Annotated in this window: 13 protein-coding genes; 1 reads left to right on the forward strand and 12 read right to left on the reverse strand. The window is 67.7% G+C overall.

Going from position 1 to position 18,806, the window contains the following annotated elements; translation table 11 throughout:
* Window positions 1-36: 36 nt before the first annotated feature.
* The 11 genes from K6142_RS07675 to K6142_RS07725 form a co-directional block, all read right to left on the reverse strand.
* Window positions 37-849: a ZIP family metal transporter gene (locus tag K6142_RS07675; RefSeq protein WP_012613034.1), complete on the reverse strand. Its 813-nt coding sequence runs from the start codon at window positions 847-849 to the stop codon at window positions 37-39.
* Between the two features lie 341 nt (window positions 850-1,190).
* Window positions 1,191-1,487 (reverse strand): SemiSWEET family sugar transporter, encoded by a 297-nt coding sequence (locus K6142_RS07680; RefSeq protein WP_190243528.1) that lies wholly within the window; start codon window positions 1,485-1,487, stop codon window positions 1,191-1,193.
* A gap of 43 nt (window positions 1,488-1,530) precedes the next feature.
* Window positions 1,531-2,718, reverse strand: coding sequence for an FUSC family protein (locus K6142_RS07685; RefSeq protein WP_190243527.1), 1,188 nt, complete (start codon window positions 2,716-2,718; stop codon window positions 1,531-1,533).
* A 231-nt stretch (window positions 2,719-2,949) separates the two neighbouring features.
* The gene (locus tag K6142_RS07690) at window positions 2,950-3,282 is read right to left on the reverse strand and encodes a DUF6693 family protein (RefSeq protein WP_190243526.1); all 333 of its coding nucleotides are present in this window, start codon (window positions 3,280-3,282) and stop codon (window positions 2,950-2,952) included.
* Window positions 3,283-4,661: 1,379 nt separating this feature from the next.
* Window positions 4,662-5,636: a glycosyltransferase family 2 protein gene (locus K6142_RS07695; protein WP_190243525.1), complete on the reverse strand. Its 975-nt coding sequence runs from the start codon at window positions 5,634-5,636 to the stop codon at window positions 4,662-4,664.
* A 147-nt stretch (window positions 5,637-5,783) separates the two neighbouring features.
* Window positions 5,784-6,917, reverse strand: a complete 1,134-nt coding sequence (locus tag K6142_RS07700) for a DegT/DnrJ/EryC1/StrS family aminotransferase (RefSeq protein WP_190243524.1) — start codon at window positions 6,915-6,917, stop codon at window positions 5,784-5,786.
* 168 nt (window positions 6,918-7,085) lie between these two features.
* Complete coding sequence (locus K6142_RS07705) at window positions 7,086-7,535, reverse strand: dTDP-4-dehydrorhamnose 3,5-epimerase family protein (protein WP_190243523.1); 450 nt, start codon at window positions 7,533-7,535, stop codon at window positions 7,086-7,088.
* A gap of 23 nt (window positions 7,536-7,558) precedes the next feature.
* Complete coding sequence (gene rfbG, locus K6142_RS07710) at window positions 7,559-8,668, reverse strand: CDP-glucose 4,6-dehydratase (RefSeq protein WP_190243522.1); 1,110 nt, start codon at window positions 8,666-8,668, stop codon at window positions 7,559-7,561.
* A gap of 196 nt (window positions 8,669-8,864) precedes the next feature.
* Window positions 8,865-9,647, reverse strand: coding sequence for a glucose-1-phosphate cytidylyltransferase (gene rfbF, locus K6142_RS07715; protein WP_012613026.1), 783 nt, complete (start codon window positions 9,645-9,647; stop codon window positions 8,865-8,867).
* Between the two features lie 427 nt (window positions 9,648-10,074).
* Window positions 10,075-13,221: an EAL domain-containing protein gene (locus K6142_RS07720; protein ID WP_190243521.1), complete on the reverse strand. Its 3,147-nt coding sequence runs from the start codon at window positions 13,219-13,221 to the stop codon at window positions 10,075-10,077.
* A gap of 94 nt (window positions 13,222-13,315) precedes the next feature.
* Window positions 13,316-14,632: a DegT/DnrJ/EryC1/StrS family aminotransferase gene (locus K6142_RS07725; RefSeq protein ID WP_190243520.1), complete on the reverse strand. Its 1,317-nt coding sequence runs from the start codon at window positions 14,630-14,632 to the stop codon at window positions 13,316-13,318.
* An 81-nt stretch (window positions 14,633-14,713) separates the two neighbouring features.
* Between K6142_RS07725 and cptA the strand changes: the two genes are divergently transcribed.
* Complete coding sequence (gene cptA, locus K6142_RS07730) at window positions 14,714-16,516, forward strand: phosphoethanolamine transferase CptA (RefSeq protein WP_223380799.1); 1,803 nt, start codon at window positions 14,714-14,716, stop codon at window positions 16,514-16,516.
* Window positions 16,517-16,769: 253 nt separating this feature from the next.
* On the opposite strand, the gene K6142_RS07735 is transcribed toward cptA, so the two are convergent.
* Window positions 16,770-18,773 (reverse strand): TIGR04326 family surface carbohydrate biosynthesis protein, encoded by a 2,004-nt coding sequence (locus K6142_RS07735; protein ID WP_190243518.1) that lies wholly within the window; start codon window positions 18,771-18,773, stop codon window positions 16,770-16,772.
* Between the last annotated feature and the right edge of the window lie 33 nt (window positions 18,774-18,806).

Raw genomic sequence — 18,806 nt, forward strand, 5'->3', positions numbered from 1 at the left:
GGATGCGGCGGGATCGTTCTTGCCGTCCCGCAGGAGCTACCCCAGGGCAACGTCCAGGGTCATCATCAGGGTGAACCCGGCAATGACCCCCATGGTGGCCAGGTCGCCGTAGCCGGAGCCCTGCGATTCGGGGATAACTTCCTCCACCACCACGAAGATCATGGCCCCGGCGGCAAAGGCCAGCGCGTAGGGCAGCAGGGGCTGTGCCCACAGCACCGCCGCCGCGCCGATGACGGCGGCGATGGGTTCGACCATGCCCGAGGCCTGCCCGAACAGGAACGCCTTCATGCGCGAAAAGCCTTCGCGCCGCAGCGGCACGGACACCGCCGTGCCCTCTGGAAAGTTCTGGATGCCGATACCCAGCGCCAGCGCCATGGCCCCGGCCAGCGATGCCGAGGGCAGGTCCGCCGCCACTGCGCCGAAGGCCACGCCAACGGCCAGACCTTCCGGAATGTTGTGCAGGGTGATGGCCGTCACCAGCAGGGTGGAGCGCTGCCACGTACTGGGCAGCCCTTCGGCGTGTTCGATGGGGTTGTGCAGGTGCAGGTGGGGCAGCACCATGTCCACCAGCCGCAGGAACAGCGCCCCCAGCACGAAGCCCACGGCGGCGGGCACGAACGACCAGCGGCCCAGATGCTCGGACATTTCCAGCGCCGGGGCCAGCAGCGACCAGAAGCTGGCGGCTATCATCACCCCGGCGGCAAAGCCCAGCATGACGTCCAGCGCCTTGCGCGAAAAGCTTTTGGTCAGAAATACCAGGGCCGCGCCCAGCGCGGTGACCCCCCAGGTGAACAACCCGGCGAGAAAGGCCTGCATGACGGGGGAAAGTTCGGTGAAGGCGGTGTACATGTCCGGTCTCCGGATGGGGTGAGGGAAGTCGGCCGGAAGGCTTCAACACCGCGAGTATACCCGGAAATGGCATGCCGTCCACTGGTACGGGCGGGCGTGCCGCATGCTGGGGAGCGCGCAGCGACGCATGGTGTCCGCTGGCGTATGGCGGGGTGCAGGGGGAAGGTGCGGGCCAGCAGGGCTGGACGCGCGTGGCGCGTGTCGTGGCGCAAGCAGGGCGTCGGCAGGTGGACGCGGCTGCGGGCAGGTGACCGCGCGAAACGAAAGGTGCCGCGCGGCCAGCGGGGCGGCGGTGGCCTTCGCTGTTGCTGCTCCCGGTCTTGTCCCGTGCCGTGCGCCGCCTACATCTGGCGGGAATAGCGCAGCTTCAGCCAGATCACGGCCAGGATCAGCGCCAGGCCCACGGCGTTGGCGGCCATGACCGGCCACGACCCGATGCCGATGCCGTAGACCAGCCACAGCGCAACCCCCACGGCCAGCAGCCGGAAGGTGGGCAGCGAGATGTCGTCGGCGGAACGGGTGCGGGCAATGCGCACCACCTGCGGCAGGTAGGCCAGCGAGGTCAGCAGGCCCGCCGCGTAGCCGATGATCTCGAACAGGGTGGACAGCGCGGCGGAATCTGCGGTGGGCGCGGGCATGGGGCCTCCGTGATGGGGGCAGTGCGAAAGGGTGTGTCGCGGGCTACGGCATGGGGGGGCCGTTGTCCGGGTCGGAGGCCACAGCCTCGTTCCCGGCCATGCGTGCGGCCAGCCCCTTCATGTCTTCGGCCAATTGGCGCAGGGCGTAGTAGAAGGCATAGAACTGGGTCAGCATGGCCAGGTCGAAGCGTTTGGTGGCTCCGGCCTCGCGCAGGGCAAGCAGGCGTTCGTCCGCGCGGGCCAGGGCCGCATCCAGCGGGGCGGCGGGCGACGCAGGCGTCTGCGGGGCGGCTTCCTGCCCGCCTTCGGACCGCCATCCCAGGGCCGCCAGCCATCGCGTCAGGGCGCCAGCACGTTGCGCACCGGTAACGCCCGTGGTCATGGCGGCCATGTGCCGCAACGTGCGGGCCACGGTTTCCGCCAGGTCGCGCATTTCCGGCGCCATGATGATGTCATGGCCGTCTGGCGTGCAGGCGTTCAGGCTGCGCAGCATGGTGCGCAAATGGTCGGTGGTGCGCTCCACCGTCGTCGACAGGGTGTCCAGCGGCTGGTTGTCGTAAAAGTAGATCAGCGATTCGTGGCGGCGCACCTTGGAAAGGCGTTCGCGGTTGCGCGAGATGGCGCGGGCCAGATGGTCCAGCAGGTTGGCGGGCGCGTGGGTCTGGCGGGCCAGGAAGTTGTCCACAAGGGTGGTCAGGTGGTCGGCGCAGTTTTCCGCCTGCGCGGCCAGGTCGCGGCGCAGGCCCACCGCCGCGCGCACCGGCCACAGGGTGACCGTGACCACGAAGGCGCAGCCCACGCCCACGGCGATCTCCAGCACCCGGAACAGTCCCACGTCGATGCGTTCCGCATGGCCCGCGCTGGCCAGAATGACGATGCTCACGGTGATGGCGGCCATGCGGTAGCGCGGGTCCCACCGGGTGAGAAAGGCGCACAGCCCGGTGGTGACGAACACCGAAACGCCGTTCCAGACAGGCGTGTCCGGAAAGACCATGATGGCGCCGACACCCATCACGGCGCCCATGACCGTGCCGATGAACCGGTACAGGCACATCTCGATGGCCTCGGCCACGTTCATCTGCATGGCGATGACGGCGGAAATGACGGCCCAGTAGCCGTATTCGATGTGCAGCACATTGGCCAGCACCAGGGCGAGCACGGCGGCGATGCCGGTCTTGATGCCGTGGCGGATGTGGGCGGGGGAAATGTCGGCGAGTGTGGGGCGACGCATGGCGGTCTCGGTCGCGGGGTGGACGGCGGTTGAGGGTGCGTGGGGCGGAATAGTGTGGCGCGGGAGCGGGTGTGGTCCCGTGGCCGCGTCAGCTTCGACCGGTTTCGATCAGTTCCGACCAGTTTCTGCCGGTGTCGGACGAGTACAGTTGGTCCTGGCGGATGCCGGAGGCACCACATACGCCCGGCCTGACCGGCTGGCAAGCGGGCGGGGGGCGGAAGCCGGGCGTGGCTACGCGGGTTCCACGCGGGTGTGCGCGGCCACGTAGCGGCCCACGCCGTACAGGTACAGGAAGTAGGCCAGCCCAAAGGTGACGATGGACAGCAGCAGCCAGATCAGCGCGTGGCCCACCTGCGCGGCCAGGTCCAGATCGCACGCCAGCCGCTGGCGCGGCGCGCCGTCACGCTCCACGTACGTACGGTTGATGATGAACTTGGCCAGGGCGTACGGGTAGAAGAACACGCCGATGCCCAGTGTGCACAGGGTGATCAGGAACCACAACACGGCATGGCCGAAGCATTCGATCATGGTGACGTCGGTGCGGAAGGTGCCGATGGTGTACATGGGGGCTCCGGGTGGAGAGGGTGCGTGCTTGAAGAGGAAGACCAAGAATGAATGTACCATAGCATGGTTGCGCGTGTGCTGGTCAAGCGGGGTGGGGTGCGTAGGCGCGAGGTGGGGTGGGAGAAGGGAGTGCGCAGTTGAGCACGGCTTCTCCGAAGGCAGTTGTGCCCTGTTGCACCCGCCCGATTTCGTTATGTCTCCGACGGGCAGGGGGTGTTGTAACGAACACCCCCTGCACCCCCGCGTTCCAGGGGCTTCGCCCCTTGGAACCCCGGCGTATCCTGCGCGGCGTCCCTTCGGCGTCAGCTTCCCTTCGGCGCTGGGCGCCTTCGGGCGATCTGCCGCCGGTGCCGCCAATGCGCATGTGGCTCTCGTCGTCTTGGTAAAGCTCGGGTGCCTTTGCCCGCAAGCGTCCTGCACCGCATTCCTTCGCCGGGCAGCTTCCCTCGCCCAAAGCGCCTCGGGTGATCTGCCCGGCGGAATGCAATGTGCGTGTTGCTCCCGGTGGCATGGTGAAGGTTCGGGTGGTGCCTTTGTCGGCGGTTCTGTTGCGGTGCGCCCGCGACGCCGGCGCTTCCGCCGTCGCGAAGCCTCCGGCGGTGATTTCCGGCTGCGGGCTCAATCCGCGCGTATGGCGGGCGTTGGGCGTAACGCGTTCCTGGCAGAGTTAGCCGTGGCTGTGGTGTTTTCTGCTTTGCACAACGGAGACGTTACGTGCGTGGAAGCGTATGACGTCGGGCTTTGTCGACGGCATATGCGTCGCAACGGGGGCGAAGGTAAAGACACCCACGTGGATGGGGGCTGCGGGAGATTTGTGCGTATTCGCGTTCCGGCGGGCAGATCACCCGAAGGCGCCTTGGCCGAGGGAAGCTGCCCGAGCTAGGAACGCGGCGCAGGATGGGTGGGGATAGGGCACCCGAGCTATGGCGGGGCGGCGAGAGACAGGCGCACATCGCATTCCCGGCGCCAGATCACCCGGAGGCGCCCAGCGCCGCAGGGAAGCTGGCGGCGAAAGGAATGCGGTGCGGGACGTGTTGGGGGTCCAGGGGAGGCGCAGCCCCCCTGGAGCGCGGGGATGCAAGGGGGCGCCGCTTAGCGGCAGCCGTTAGGCGAGCGCGAAGCGCGAGTCTTACGGATGGCGACCGCAACGCGCAGGCCCCTTGCCCGCCGGAGGCATAGCGAAATCAAGGGTGGGAATAAGGGGTGGCGTGTGTTCGTAGAAGCCGCGCCCATTAGGGCACAACTCCTTTGCCTCTCGCCGGAGGCATAACGAAATCAAGGGGGGAACAATAACGCGGGACTGTCTTCGTAAAGGCCGCACCCATCAGGGCACTACTCCTCTCCACTCCACGCCTTTTAGCCCGCCACCGCGCCGCCCCCTACCTTCTCAAGAACGATGGCAGCGCAAAATATACCCCTGCCACCGCATCAAACATCCCGCCCGGCAGGAACGTGGCCAGCCGGAACAGCCGGAACTTCAGCGAAGATGCGGCATACGGGGCAGTGGCCTCCCGCGCCTCGCTTCCCTTGCCCTCGCGCCACAGGGCCACCCCGCGCTGGAACGCGGCGCGGCGGCGCAGCAGCGCCACAAGGTCGGCGTAGTCCCGCTCGTAGTCGCGGTACATGCGGATATGCTTGGCAAGGATGGCTTCGGTCTCGTCCGCGAACTGGGCGAACTTGCGGAAGGTGGTGCTGCCGCCGTGCACCCGCCAGCGGGCCAGCGGCGCGTCCACGTGGTCCAGTTCCCAGTCCCAGGCGATGCGGTAGAACACGTCCGCCTCTTCGCACACGTTCAGCGACTCGTCGAACCAGTGCCCGCCCATGCCCGGCGCGTCCAGCGCGCTGCGGCGGATGATGGCGGAGGACATGGAAATCCACTGGGTGGTCATCAGCTCGCGGAACACCTTGCCGCGCGCGGGCGGCGCTGCCTGGAACTGGCGGCTCAGTTCCTTGTCGCCGCTGAACATCACCGTGTCGCAGCTTACCAGACCCACGGCGGGGTTGGCGCGGAACAGCGCCACCTGCCGGGCCAGCTTTTCCGGGTGCCACAGGTCGTCGCAGTCCAGAAAGGCGATGAATTCGCCCCGCGCCCGGGCAATGGCCAGGTTGCGCGCCGCGCCCAGCGGCACGGTGCGTTCGGCGCGGAAGTACCGCACCTTGCCGCCGTAGCTCTGGGCAATGTCCGCGCTGCAATCGGAGGAACCATTGTCCCAGAACACGATTTCCCAGTCGTCAAAGGTCTGGGCGAACACGCTGTCGATGGCGGCGCGCAGATGCTCGCCGCAGTTCAGGCAGTTCATGATCACACTGACGGTGGGAGCAGGGGGGGCAGAGTGGGCGGCGGTGTCGGTCATGGCAGTTTGTTTCTCGGGAAAGGAACCACTGCGGGTTACTTTTTGAAGCGTTGTCGAAACCGGTGCAGCCTGGCGCAAGCAGGCTGAACTGGGAGGGTGCAGGGGACAGCGTCCCCTGCCCGCCGGAGGCGTCAAAAAAACCGTCCCCTACGCCAGCGCCTCCAGCAAGGCATCGCACACCAGATCCACGTCGGCGTCGCTCATGCCGGGGTGCAGGGGCAGGGTGGTCAGCTGGCTGCCCAGCATTTCGGTGACGGGCAGGGACTGCGCGCCGCCGCCGTAGTAGGTCAGCAGGTGGTTGGGCTTGTAGTGCATGCCGGTGGGAATGCCCTTGGCCTGCAACGCGTCCACCACGTGGTGCTTTTTGTCGTCCAGGATGCGCACCGGAAAGATGTGCGGCACCACCACGTCACGGGGGTCCGTGGTCAGCAGGGCCAGATGCGGCGCACCGGCAAGCCGCTGGCGGTAGCGCGCGACCAGGCGCATGCGCGCCGGGGCGAATTCGCCGGGCAGGCGGGCCAGCTGCACGCGGCCTATGGCGGCCATGATGTTGCTCATGTGGTAGCGCCAGCCCTGCCGGGTGACGTCGAAATCCCAGCTGCGCTGGCCCGAGAAGCGCTTTTCCGTGTCGTTGGCCACGGACAGCAGGCGCGCGTCGCGGCACAGCTGGGCCACTGTCTGGTCGGCGGTGACGATGCACCCGCCCTCGCCGCTGGTGATGTTCTTGATGCCGTCGAAGCTGAAGCAGGCGATATCGCCGAAGGTGCCGATCATGCGGCCATCGTGCAGGCAGCCGAAGGCGTGGGCCGCGTCTTCGATGACGCGCAGGCCGTGCTTCTGGGCAAAGGCGTACACGGCATCCAGCCCGGCGGGGTTGCTGGCGTAATGCACCGGCATGATGGCGGCGGTGCGCTCGGTCAGGCGGCGCTCGGCGTCGGCAAGGTCGATGGTGCAGGTTTCGGGCAGGGCCTCGCAGGCCACGGGCACTGACCCGGCCCCGCTGATGGCCTGGAACGAGGCCACGAAGGTCAGCGACTGCACCAGCACTTCCGCGCCCGGCTGCACGGCGGCCTGCACGGCCAGGTGCAGGGCGGCGGTGCCGGTGTTGGCGGTGACCACGTTCTGCGCGGGCACGCCAAGGTAGGCGGCGATGTCTTCTTCGAAGCGCTTCACTTCGTTGCCCATGCCGAGGTAGCCGTCCTCAAGGATGACGCGGCTGACGGCGTCGGCTTCGGCCTGGCCCACGATGGACCGGGAAAGACGCAAGGCGGGGGTGGTCATGGCGTGTCGCTCTGGTGTTGGCGCGGACGCGGGAGCGCCGCGAGGCAGGTTGTGGACGGGAAATTCTGTGTCGGCCCCGTGGCGGCCGTCGGGGGTGCCACGGGGCCGGATTGGTGCTTGTGCGTGGCCGGTGGTGGGGCTGAGGCAGCTGTCTCCGCTGCCCGTCGCCTACCAGCGGTACGGAATATCCGCCGTATCCTTCGGTGCGCGTTCGCTTTCCGTGGGGTCGTGCGGAATGTCCGCGCAATTGCAGATCAGCGCGGGTGTTTCGCCCACCGCCGTGAACCCGTACCACACCAGCGGCGGAATGCGCAGCAGCCGGTAGTTGTCCGGCCTGCCCAGCAGGAATTCTTCCGTCACGCCGAAGGTGGGCGAGCCGGGGCGGCTGTCGTGGATGACCACCTTCATCCGCCCCACGGGCACCGCAAAGTGCTGCGTCTGGCGGGTGTGGCGCTTCCACGCCTTCACCGCGCCGGGTTCCACTTCCGAGAAGTACAGCTCGCCGAAACTCGTGAACATGGGTGAATCGGGCCGCAGCATGTGCAGCACCGGGCCGCCCTCTGTCGGGATGACGCGCAGGTCCAGCGTCACCACCCCGTCGATGGTCGTGGCGTTCACGGCAGCATCCTTTGCGCGGCGGGCTAGTTCGCCCAGGCAAGGCCTTTGGCGGCGGCCTTGTCGGAGTATTCCGCGATCTGGTTCATGGTGAAGGCGTACATGTCCGGGCGGGCGGCGCCCTGCGGCGCGTAGAATGCGCGGTACCATTCCGCCGTGAAGCGGATGGTTTCGGTGAAGTTCAGCGTGGCCTGCCAGCCAAGGTAGGCCAGCGACTTGTCGCAGCACAGCTTGAGCAGGGTGCATTCCTTCATGCCCGCCTGCCCGGCGCGGTCCATTTCGCTGGCGAATCCGGGCCAGTACGGGGCCAGGGCGTCCACCACCTCGGCCACGTTGTTGTTCACGTCCGCCGCCGGGCCGAAGTTGTAGGCCTCGCCCGAAAGGGGGAACGGCCCCTGCTCGTTCAGCAGCAGCTTTGCGCCCAGCCACAGGTAGCCGGAAAGGGGTTCCAGCACGTGCTGCCAGGGGCGCGTGGCCCACGGGCTGCGGATCTGCACGGCCTTGCCTTCGGCCCACGCGCGCGCGCAGTCGGGCACGATGCGGTCCGCCGCCCAGTCGCCGCCGCCGATGACGTTGCCCGCGCGGGTGGTGGCGCAGCGCACGCCGTTCCTGAAGAACGAGCGGAAGTACGAGTGCGCGATGATTTCGGCGCAGCCCTTGGACGCGGAGTACGGATCCTCGCCGCCCAGGTGGTCGGTTTCGCGGTAGCCCCACACCCATTCGTCGTTGCGGTAGCACTTGTCCGAGGTGATGCACACCACGGCCTGCACCGAAGGCGCGCAGCGCACCGCCTCCAGGATGTTCAGGGTGCCCATGGCGTTGGCCTCTATGGTGGCCGCCGGGTCGTCGTACGACTTGCGCACCAGGGCCTGCGCCGCCAGGTGGAACACCACCTCGGGCGCGAAGTCGGCCACGGCCTTGCACACCGCCGCGCGGTCGCGGATGTCGGCGCGGATGTCCGTGATGCGGGCGCCAAGGCCCAGTTCGTCGAAATTGGCGGGGCTGGTGGGCACGTCCACCGACAGCCCGGCCACTTCCGCGCCAAGCTGCAACAACCACGCGGTCAGCCACGACCCCTTGAAACCGGTATGGCCGGTGACCAGCACCTTGCGGCCGCGATAGGCATCTGCAAACATCGTATGTCTCTCCGTATTCTCGACGGGGAAGGCGGAGAGGGAACCGGGGGAAGGGACCCTTTGCAAAGGGTCCCCTTCCCCCGGACCCCCATCCCCCTAAACATTCATTGTGGACGGCAGCCATGGAAAGGGGCTGCGGAGAAGTGTTCAGAAGCCGCAGCCAGCGGGCGAAAGGCCCATCTGAACCGTGATCAGGCTATACCTTGAAGCCCTTGGCCCAAGGCGCACTGCCCTTGTCCCACATGGCGTTCAGCTTCTGCCAGTCGCGCAGGGTGTCCATGCATTCCCAGAAGCCTTCGTGGGGGTACATGGACAGCTGGCCGTCGGCGGCCAGGCGTTCCAGCGGCTGCTTTTCAAGGTCGCACGATTCGTCCTCGTCCAGGTAGTCGAGGAATTCGCGCTTGAACACGAAAAAGCCGCAGTTGATGTATTCGTTCAGCACCGGCTTTTCCTGCCAGGACAGGATGTTGCCGTCCGCGTCGGTCTGCACCGCGCCAAAGCGCGAGGGCATGCGCACGCCGGTGAAGGTGCCGATCTTGCCCGACTTCTTGTGGAACTCCACCAGCTTGTCGATGTCGATGTCCGACACGCCGTCGCCGTAGGTGACCATGAAGCGGTCGGTGTCGATGTGCTGGGCCACCCGCTTGATGCGCGCGCCCTTCAGGGTTTCCTGCCCGGTATCGCACAGGGTCACCTTCCAGTCGGTGCAGCTGCTGCACTCGTGGGTGGTCAGCGCGCCGGTGGCGAGGTCCACGGTGAAGTCGGTGTTGCGGATGCGGTAATCGTGGAAATACTGCTTGATGACCTCGCCCTTGTAGCCCAGCGGCAGGACGAAATCCTTGTGGCCGTGGCGGGCGTAGATGCTCATGATGTGCCACAGCACCGGACGGCCGCCGATCTCGACCATGGGCTTAGGCTTGAATTCGGTTTCTTCGCGCAGGCGGGTGCCCTTGCCCCCGCACATGATGATGACCTTCATGCGATACCTCGTGATGGGGTAGTGTGCTGTCGTCGTCCGGGTTGTTATAGCAGAACGCGCGGCGTTGCGGAACGGCCTGCGTGCAAGGCCGACGGGGCCGTGGTGCGAAAGGGCGCACGGCGCCCTCGGCGCGACTGGTGAAAATCGTGAAGTGCGCCAGATGGCAGGGATGCGCCAGATGGCCGGGACGTATGGAAGGGGTGCGGTGGCGTCATGATGACGTGCGGAACCTCCGTTCCGCGCGCGGGTGGGTGGCCGACAATCCGGGGGCGGCGCGGCACACTGGCGTGCCCCGTTTCCGCCGGAATTTCCGGCCCTTCTACGTGGCGTGCTAGATACGCTTGCGCGTGACGCTTGTCCATAGGTGCGGCACGTGATTTTCACGGGGGCAGCCCCCTCCCGGTTGGGGGCGGAGTGCCGCGTCTTCTCAGGGAAGCCGCTTGCCCGCCTTCTGTTCGCGCAACAGTTCCTCGAACCGCGCGGCGGGCACGGGGGGCGAGAACAGGTAGCCCTGCCCCTTGCCGCACCCCAGCGATTTCAGCAGCACGTACTGCTCCATGGTTTCCACGCCTTCGGCCAGCGAGGTGACGCCAAGCCCCGCGGCAATGCCCAGCATGGCCCGCAGCAGCGCCAGCGACGAGGCGTCGGGCAGATCCTTCACGAACGAACGGTCGATCTTGATGATGTCGAATGACAGCGATTGCAGGTACGACAACGACGAATAGCCGGTGCCGAAGTCGTCCAGCACGATGGGCACGCCAAGCTCCGTCACCGCATCAAGCATGGCCCGGGCCTTGTCGATGTTTTCCATGTACACGGTTTCGGTAACTTCCAGAGCCAGTTGCGCTGCGGGCAGCCCGCTGGTGTCGAGAATGGCGCGGATGTCTCCCGTCAGGTTGCCGCGTTGCAGGTGGCGCGCCGAAATGTTGCACGACACGCGCAACCGGCCCAGGCCCGCTTCCGTCCATGCGAGCGTCTGCGAGCAGGCCTGCGACATCACGGCCATGTCGATGCTGGTGACAAGGCCCGTCTGCTCGGCCACGGGAATGAACTCGGCGGGGGCTACCAGTGTGCCGTCCGGCTTGCGCCAGCGCGCCAGCGCCTCTGCCCCCACAATGCGCCCGCTGCCCAGATCCACCACGGGCTGGTAGTAGGGCACGATGTGCCCCTGCGCGATGGCGGGCCGCAACTCGGCTTCCACCTCCAGCCTGTGCTGCGCCGCGCGGGTCAGTTCCGGGGTGTAGAAGCGGTAGGTGTTCTTGCCGGACGCCTTGGCCCGGTACATGGCCAGGTCGGCGCAGCGCACCAGATGGCCGCCGGTGTCCCCGTCGGCGGGAAAGGCGGCTATGCCGATGCTGACGCCAAGGTACACTTCGGAATGGGCCACGCGGAAGGGGCTGGAAAATTCGGCGATGAGCCGTTGCGCCAGTTCGGCGTGGGCCTCGGGCCCGCCGCGTGCCGCCGTGACGATGATGAATTCGTCCCCGCCAAGGCGCGCCACCCTCTCGTCGGGCCCCAGCACCTCCGACAGCCGTCTGCCCACTTCCATCAGTACCACGTCACCCGTGGCGTGGCCCATGGAGTCGTTGACCAGCTTGAAGTCATCCAGGTCCAGCAGCAGCACGCCCAGCGGCTGTTCCGTGCGGCGGGCGTCGGCCAGCATGGCGTCAAGGGTTTCCAGCCCGCGCAGCCGGTTGGCGAGGCCGGTGAGCGAATCGGTGAAGGCCAGTTCCTGCAAGCGCGCTTCGGCCAGCTTCATGTCCGTGATGTCGCGGATGAAGGCCACCGACTGGCGGGTATGGGGAATCATGGTCACGGTCATGGCCGCGTGATGCAGCCCCCCGGCGGCGTCGATCAGCCGGGCTTCGTACTCGCGCGGGGCGACAACGCCGTTGCGACGGTCGGCGTGGTATCCCAGCATGCGGGGCACGTCGTGCTCGTGAAAGAAGCCGGTCCACGAAGGGTGGCGGTCCAGGTCGGCCTGGACCATGCGGACCAGCCGCAGGAATTCCGGGTTGGCCAGCGCGATGGTGGTGTCCTCGTTGATGAGGATGGCGGGCGTGCCGGTGTTCAGGAACATTGCCCGGTACTGCTCTTCCGATTCTTCCAGCATCCGCCGGGTGTGTTCCAGGTCGCTGATGTCGATGAAGGTTTCGAGCAGGTATTCCTTGCCCTCGCGCGCGATGGGCACCACGGACTTCAGGATGTCCAGGCTGCCGGAGACCGTCAGCAGGGTGCGCTTGGCATGGTCCATGGGCTGGCCCAGGTCGCACACCGGGCATGCGCCTTCTTCCGCCGGGCATACGAACTGGTGGCAGCGCCTGCCGGCAACCTCTGCGGCGTCGCGCCCCAGCAGCGCGCAGGCGTGGCTGTTGATGCTGACGATGGTGCGGGTTTCGCGGTCCACCAGCATGACGCCCACCTTGAGGGCGTCAAGCATCTCGGACAGGAACTGCTCGTTCTCGCGGATGGACTGGAATGCCCACGAGGTGACCAGGGCCAGCCTGTCCAGTTCGTCACCGCCCTGCGGCATGGTGGCCAGTTTGGCGGCGGGAACGTTGGCGGCAACCTGGGCGCTGAGGGCGGCAAGGCGCGACAGCACGCGGCGGTCAAGAAAGAGCAGGCCCGCGATCAATGCAAGGATGCTGATCGTCAGCACCACCAGCAGGCCGCTGTGCACGATGTTGCGGGCGGTTTCGCCCAGGGCGCGGGGGGCCTGGACGGTGACGGCCAAGGGGGCGCCGCCGCCAAGGTCTGGCAGTACCGCTCCGCTCCAGATGGTGTCCGAGGTCGTGTGCACCAGAGGGGCGAAGGGGGCGGTGGCCGTCGCAGTGGCAAGTTCGCCCAGCACGGGGGGCAGGCGATCCGGAGTGGCTGGCGCGATGCCCAGAGCCAGCTCCGTCCGGAGCGAAAGTTCTTCCTGGTATTCCGCGTCGACAAGGCGGAACATCCACAGCCAGCCGCGTGCTTCGCGGCTTTGTTGCGAATCGAGTACCGGACGGCACGCGGCCATCCAGATGTTGCCATCCAGATGCACCAGCCCCAGCGCGCCTTCTCGCGAGCCGCCACGGGGCAGGCTGGCGGTATGCCGCCGCACGAAGGCGACAAGGGACGGCTCCGGCATGCCCAGCCTGTCGCTGACGGTGCCAGGCGCGGCGGCGTGCCGCACCGAGCCGTCCGGCGCGATGAAGATGATGGCGTCCAGGTGCTGGTCGCGGAAGACTTCGGGGGTGATGTTGCTTTCGATGTAGGCGGGGTTGACGTCGGTCATGAACTGGTAGGAATCGTCCCACCATGCCCAGTCCTTGAGCAGGGCGTCCACGCGCTGTTCGTCGTGCAGGATGGCGTTGACCGCACGGCGCGCGTTGGCCACGGACAGGTCGTGTTCGAAGGCGTCGAGCCTGCCCACCACCAGAGAACCAGTGGCCAGCACGCATATCAACCCCAACGCGCAGAAGATGCCGGTCAGCCCGAAGGCGGCACCGCCGCGCAGGCTGCGCCGGGGGCCTGTTGTCCTTTGCAGGTCATCCGGCTGCGGTTCCGCCGGGGAACGGTCTGGAATATCCGTATGCATCGTTTCTGCCTATGAATTCGTCTGAACCATATTCCCAGAAATGATGCATGTGGCGGGCGGCGTCAACAGGTGGCTCGGGCGCTGACCGTCTTTACTACGCCTGTCTGGCAACCTGCGCGAAAAACTCCAGCAGCGGGCCTTCCGCGCCCTGTTCCACCACGCACGGCCAGTTCAGCACCTGCGTGCCCACCCGTTCCGACACCGGGCAGGCCCCGGCGGCATAGCCCAGCGAGGCCTGCCCCGCCCGCGCGCCCACGATGGGCTCCATGAACCACGTCCACGCGGTGTGCACCCGCGCATCCATCAGCGCCTTCAGCTGGTCCGCCTTGGGATGGGTGAACGCCAGCCGGTGGGCCACGATGCGCAGCGCCGGGTCGGCATAGGCGGCGGGCAGGTGTGCGGCCAGCGGCGTGCCGTAGGCGGCGGTCAGGTAGCGTTGCAGCAGGGCCTCGCGCCGGGCGGCTTCGGCGGGCCAGCGGTCCAGCTCGAACAGCCCGATGCGCGCCAGCACGGCGGGCAGACGCGCCGGGTAGGCATACGCGCCCGTGCGCTCCACCACGTAGTCGTCGTCCAGAAAGGTCATGCCGGGGTCCGACAGCCGCCGCAGCACCGACTTGGCCAGCATGGCCAGCTGGTACAGGCCGTAGCTGGCGGGCCGTGCCAGCCGCCGCTCCAGCAGGAACTGGCCGAACAGCCGCCGCTGCTGGGCTTCCGGCAGGGTGGGGGCGTCGTTCAGCTGGGCCGCCACCGCGTCGTACAGCCCCGTGTCGCGGGTGTAGAAGAATCCGCCCACCACCGTGTTCATGGGCTTGGAATGGTCCGTGGAAAAGAATGCCGCGTCCCCGGTGTTGCCCACGGCCACGCCGTCGCGCGTGGAGCCCACGGTCAGCGCGCAGTCCTCGATCAGCGCCGCCCCGCAGCCGTTCGCCAGCGTGCGCAGTTCGCCCACCCGGCAGGGAATGCCGAAGCTGTGCTGCGCGATGATGGCCCGCGTCTTCGGGGTGATGGCCTTGGCCACCGCGTCCGGGTCCGTGCCGAAGGTGGCCGGGTCCACGTTGGTGAACACCGGCGTGGCGCCCGTGCGCAGCACCGCGCTGGCCACCACGGAGCAGGTGAACGCGGGCAGGATCACCTCGTGCCCCGCACCCACACCCAGCGCCCGCATGGTGGCGAACAGGGCCATGCGCCCGCCCGCAGTGGCCAGACCGCGCCCATCGCCCACCACCGCCGCGAAGCGGCGCTCGTACTCCGCCACCGTGCCCGTCGCCTGGGCGGGCGATTCCAGCACCCGCCGCACCTCGGCCACCTGCGCCTCCGTCAGGTAGCCGTGCCCGGTCACGAATCCGTAGTAGGGCCGGGTGCCCAGCATGCGGGTCAGTTCCTTCAGCTTGCGGGTGATGGCGGTCAGCATGTGGCGGCTCCTTGGGGAGGGGGCAGGGACGGGAAAGAAGGGGCTGCACGCGGCGCGGAGAGGTCGTGCCCCTCGACGCAGGTGCGGCAATCTGGCATTGCAACACGGTCCGGCTGTCGAAACGGGTGCCCATGGAGCGTAGATGAAGCCCCGTGGAGCACGACGACGGCACGGCCACGCCGCGCGCCAACGCGCCAACGCAACCGACAGCTACTCCGGGTCATGAAAAATCACAAGCATCTGGCTTTCTTCTTCCTGTACGCGGCCATGCCCACATTATGCACGGGCATCCTGGGGGTCGGGGTTTCCTTCAAGTGGTTTCCCGTGGCGGACATGCTGCGGGGGCTCTCTCTGGACATCCTGCTGTTTGCCCCCATGGCGCTGCTGCCGCAATGGGCCGCGCTGGCGTGGATATGGCTGCTTTTTCCCGTGTTGCTGGGCATCACGCTGCTGAGTTCCGCGCACCTTGTCGTCTACGGTGCCGGACTTTCGCGCTTCGCCATTCAGTCGGTGCTCGAAACGTCGCGGGGCGAGGCGCTGGAGTTCGTCAGCGATTTTTCCGGCTGGGGGTCGCTGGCGGTGCTGGCATGCGTGATGCTGGCCGTGTGCTGGAGCTTGCGGCAGGCGTTGCGCCATCTGCGCGGGCGCGATGCGCGCCTTCAGTGGCAGGCCGTGGCCGTGTTGTGCGTGGCCTGTGTCGCTGTGGTTGCCGTGGGTGTGCGCAAGGGCGACCGTTTTCTTGCGTCCAGCACCACCTACATGGTGCTGAAGTCCGTGGGTTCGTACGCCGAGGACATGGAGAAGATAGACGACATGCGCCGCGTGCGGGAGAAGGCGGGGTTTGCCGGGGTGCGCCTGCTCGATGCGGACGATGCCGCGCCGCGCACCTACGTGTTCGTCATCGGCGAATCGGCCAACCGCAACCATCATTCGCTGTACGGCTACCGGCGCCCCACGAATCCGGAGCTATCCGCCCTGGTGGGCAACGGGTTGCAGGTTTTTACCGATGTGGTCAGCGCGGATACCCATACCATTCCTTCACTACGCAAGACGCTGCTTTTCAACGAGCTTGACGCGGACAAGGATGTGCTGGCCCGCCGGTCGCTGATCCGGCTTCTGCGCGATGCCGGCTTCGCCACCTACTGGGTGTCGAACCAGACGGCCAATTCCGACGGGCTGACAGGCACTGCCGTGCTTGCGGGTGACGCCTCGGACACGCGATTCCTCAATCGGGCACGCCACGAGGGCAACAGCGTCAGCCACGACGAGGTGCTGCTGACCGAACTTTCCCGCATACTGGCGGACCCCGCGCCGAAGAAGGCCGTGTTCCTGCACCTGATCGGTTCGCACCTCAGCTATTCGCTGCGCTACCCCGCGCAGTTCGACGTGTTCACCGATACGCCGCAGCTGGCCCCGGCACCGTGGCGCAACGGGCAGGACATCGGATTCATCAATGCGTACGACAACTCCATCCGTTACACGGACCACATTGTCTCCAGCGTGATGCACGCCGTGGATGCGACGGATACTCGCGCGTTCGTGGTGTACTTTTCGGACCACGGGCAGGAGGTGTACGACACCCGGCCCATCCGGGGGCAGGACGCCCGCAATCCCTCCCGGCACATGGTGGAGATTCCCTTCATGTGCTGGCTGTCGCCGGAATACCGCGCGGCCAATCCCGACTTTGCGGCGGAGGTGGCCGGGGCGAGGGCCAGGCCCTTCAGCCTTGCCTGGTTCGCCCAGTCCGGGGCGGAGCTTGCGCGGGTGGCCTTCGAGGGGGCGCAACCGCGGGAAAGCCTGTTCGACGCCGGATACACGCCGGGACCGCGTCTGCTGCCCAACGGCGAAACCTACGAGGCGATGCTGCGACGCAACGGCCAGTAGCGCCACGCCGCGCCGAGGGTAAAACGCATACCCCCCTGCCGGACAGACCAGTCCGGCAGGGGGGCGTGTTTTTCAGGAGGGTACGGCGTGGAGGTGCCGCGCGCGGGGCCGGTGCGCACATGCGGTCCGCGCATGCCGCGTGGAAACGCGGCGTTCTGCGTGGCTGCCCGGTGCGGTCCGGCCTGCGCGGTCGGCCTGTGCGGTCCGGCCTGTGGATTTGTCCGTCGCCTGTCCGGTTGTGCGGGCTATCCGGTTACGTGGACTGTCCGGCCTCGTCCCCCGGGGTCGGCATCCCCAGCAACCGCCGCCACCGGGGCAATCCGCGATCCAGGGCCAGGAAGCCGGGGGGCAGGTCGGGCGGAGCGGGGTGGGCCAGGGCGGCGGCGAGGTCGTCGGCGGTGGCCACGAAGGCGGTGCCGGGCACGCCCAGCAGCGGGCACATGTTGAAGTCGTTGGCGGCGGTCTGCACGATGAGGGGCAGCCGCTGGTAGGCGGCTTCCAGCGCCACGGTGGTGGAGTTGGCGGCCCACACGACCAACCCGTGGGGGCCGGGAACAAGCAGCTGGGCCACGGGGGTGTTCACCACGCGGGGCGCGCCGCCGGAAGGAAAGCGCGCGGCAAGGCGGCCTTCCACGGGCAGGTTGGGGTGCGGCTTGACGACCACGTCGTACCTGTCCAGCAAGCCTGCCTGCGCGGCCTCGGCCAGCACGTCGAGCTGGTTGTCTGTCTCGTCGATGAAAAAGCTGGTGAACACGAGCAGGGTGGGCTTGCCGGGTGCGGCGTCCGGACCGGGGGCGGAAGCGGCGGGGGCCGCAGCCGCATCGGCAAGGTACAGGTAACGCAGCGCCTCGATCTCGCCCAACCGTTCGCCGGGCATGCCCGCATCGCGCATGTGGCCCAGCGCGCCCTGGCCGTTGCAGCACAACAGGTCGGGCAGGGTGGCGGCGGCGTCCGGCTCGGCAAAGGCGCGGGTGTCCTCGTAGTAGCGCAGGTCTGTGGGGCGCACCGTGGAATGCTGGGTGCCGTACACCGGGCCGCGCCGCGCCTCGTGCATGGCGTGGGCAAGGGACTTTTCCCAGGGGTGGTTTTCCATGGGGAAGATGGTCCATTCCTGCGGCGCGCACACGGCGGCGTAGCGGCGGAAGGCCGCGCGCATCAGGCGGCGTTGCAGCCCCAGCCAGCCGCGCGTGGATTCCGCCCAGTTGCGCTCCATGTACGGCCAGAAATCCATGCGCGAACCGGGCAGGCGGCACTGCCCGGCCACGTGGCGGGTCAGGCGCGCGGCGCGGAAGGCCATGCGGCAGTAGTGCAGCACTTCGCGGGCGATGGTGGCCGGGGTCAGGAATTCCTCTATGAAGTGAAAGGCGATGCCGTCCTGCCTGCGGGCGCGGAATTCGTCGCGCAGGCGGATGGCGTCGGCCAGCGAATAGTGCGGCGTGGGTTCGAAGATGAACAGCCAGGTCACCCCGTGCACGCCGCCTTGCTGCGGGTCCAGCGCGTCGTGCAGGTTTTCCCAGTAGCGCGAGCGCAGGCGGCCCTGCTTGGCGGCCTGCACGTCGATGTTGGGAAAATAGGTGGCCACGGTGCCGGGGCGCGGGTGCGCGGGCAGGCTGGCCTTGCCCGTGGCCTCGGGTGCGGCGGGCAGCAGGCGCTTTTCGCGCAGCAGCCACGCGCCAAGGCGCGCCACGGCCTGCACCGGGGCGGGCAGGCGATGGTACAGGGCGACCAGGCGCTGCCTGGCCGAGCGGGGGGCGGCGGCAGGGGCATGCGCGCCGTTTCCGGCTTCCGCGTTGGCCGGATGCAGTTCGAACCGGCGGCCCGTGGCCGCGCAGAAGCGCAGCAGGATGCCCGCCAGCACCGTGTCGTCGGTGACCAGGCAGACATGGTCGGCGCGGGCGTCCTCCATGACCAGTTCCAGCGCGCGCAGCTTGGTCACTTCATACAGGTTGCGGCAGATTTTGGGATGCTTCTCGGCAAGCGTGGTGAACCACCAGTGCGAGAAGGTGTCGCCCACGGCCAGCAGTTCGCGCAGGTTGCGGGTGGAGCGTGCCGGACGGGTCAGCCCGGCCTCGTGCGCCCAGGTGACATACTCGCGCCGGATGTCCGTGAAGTGCGCCTCCAGCAGCGCGGGCACCGAAAGATGCCCGTGCGGCACGTTGCGCCGGGCCCAGTGGGCCACCACCGGGGGCAGGCCGTCGGATGCCGGTTGCGGGTGGGGCGGGGCGTCTGGTCCATCCAGCAGGATGAAGGTGGTCACGAAGGCTCCTTTGCGGCGGGTGCGAAAGGCGCG

This window comes from Nitratidesulfovibrio sp. SRB-5 (genome assembly GCF_019931275.1).
Taxonomy (GTDB): domain Bacteria; phylum Desulfobacterota; class Desulfovibrionia; order Desulfovibrionales; family Desulfovibrionaceae; genus Cupidesulfovibrio.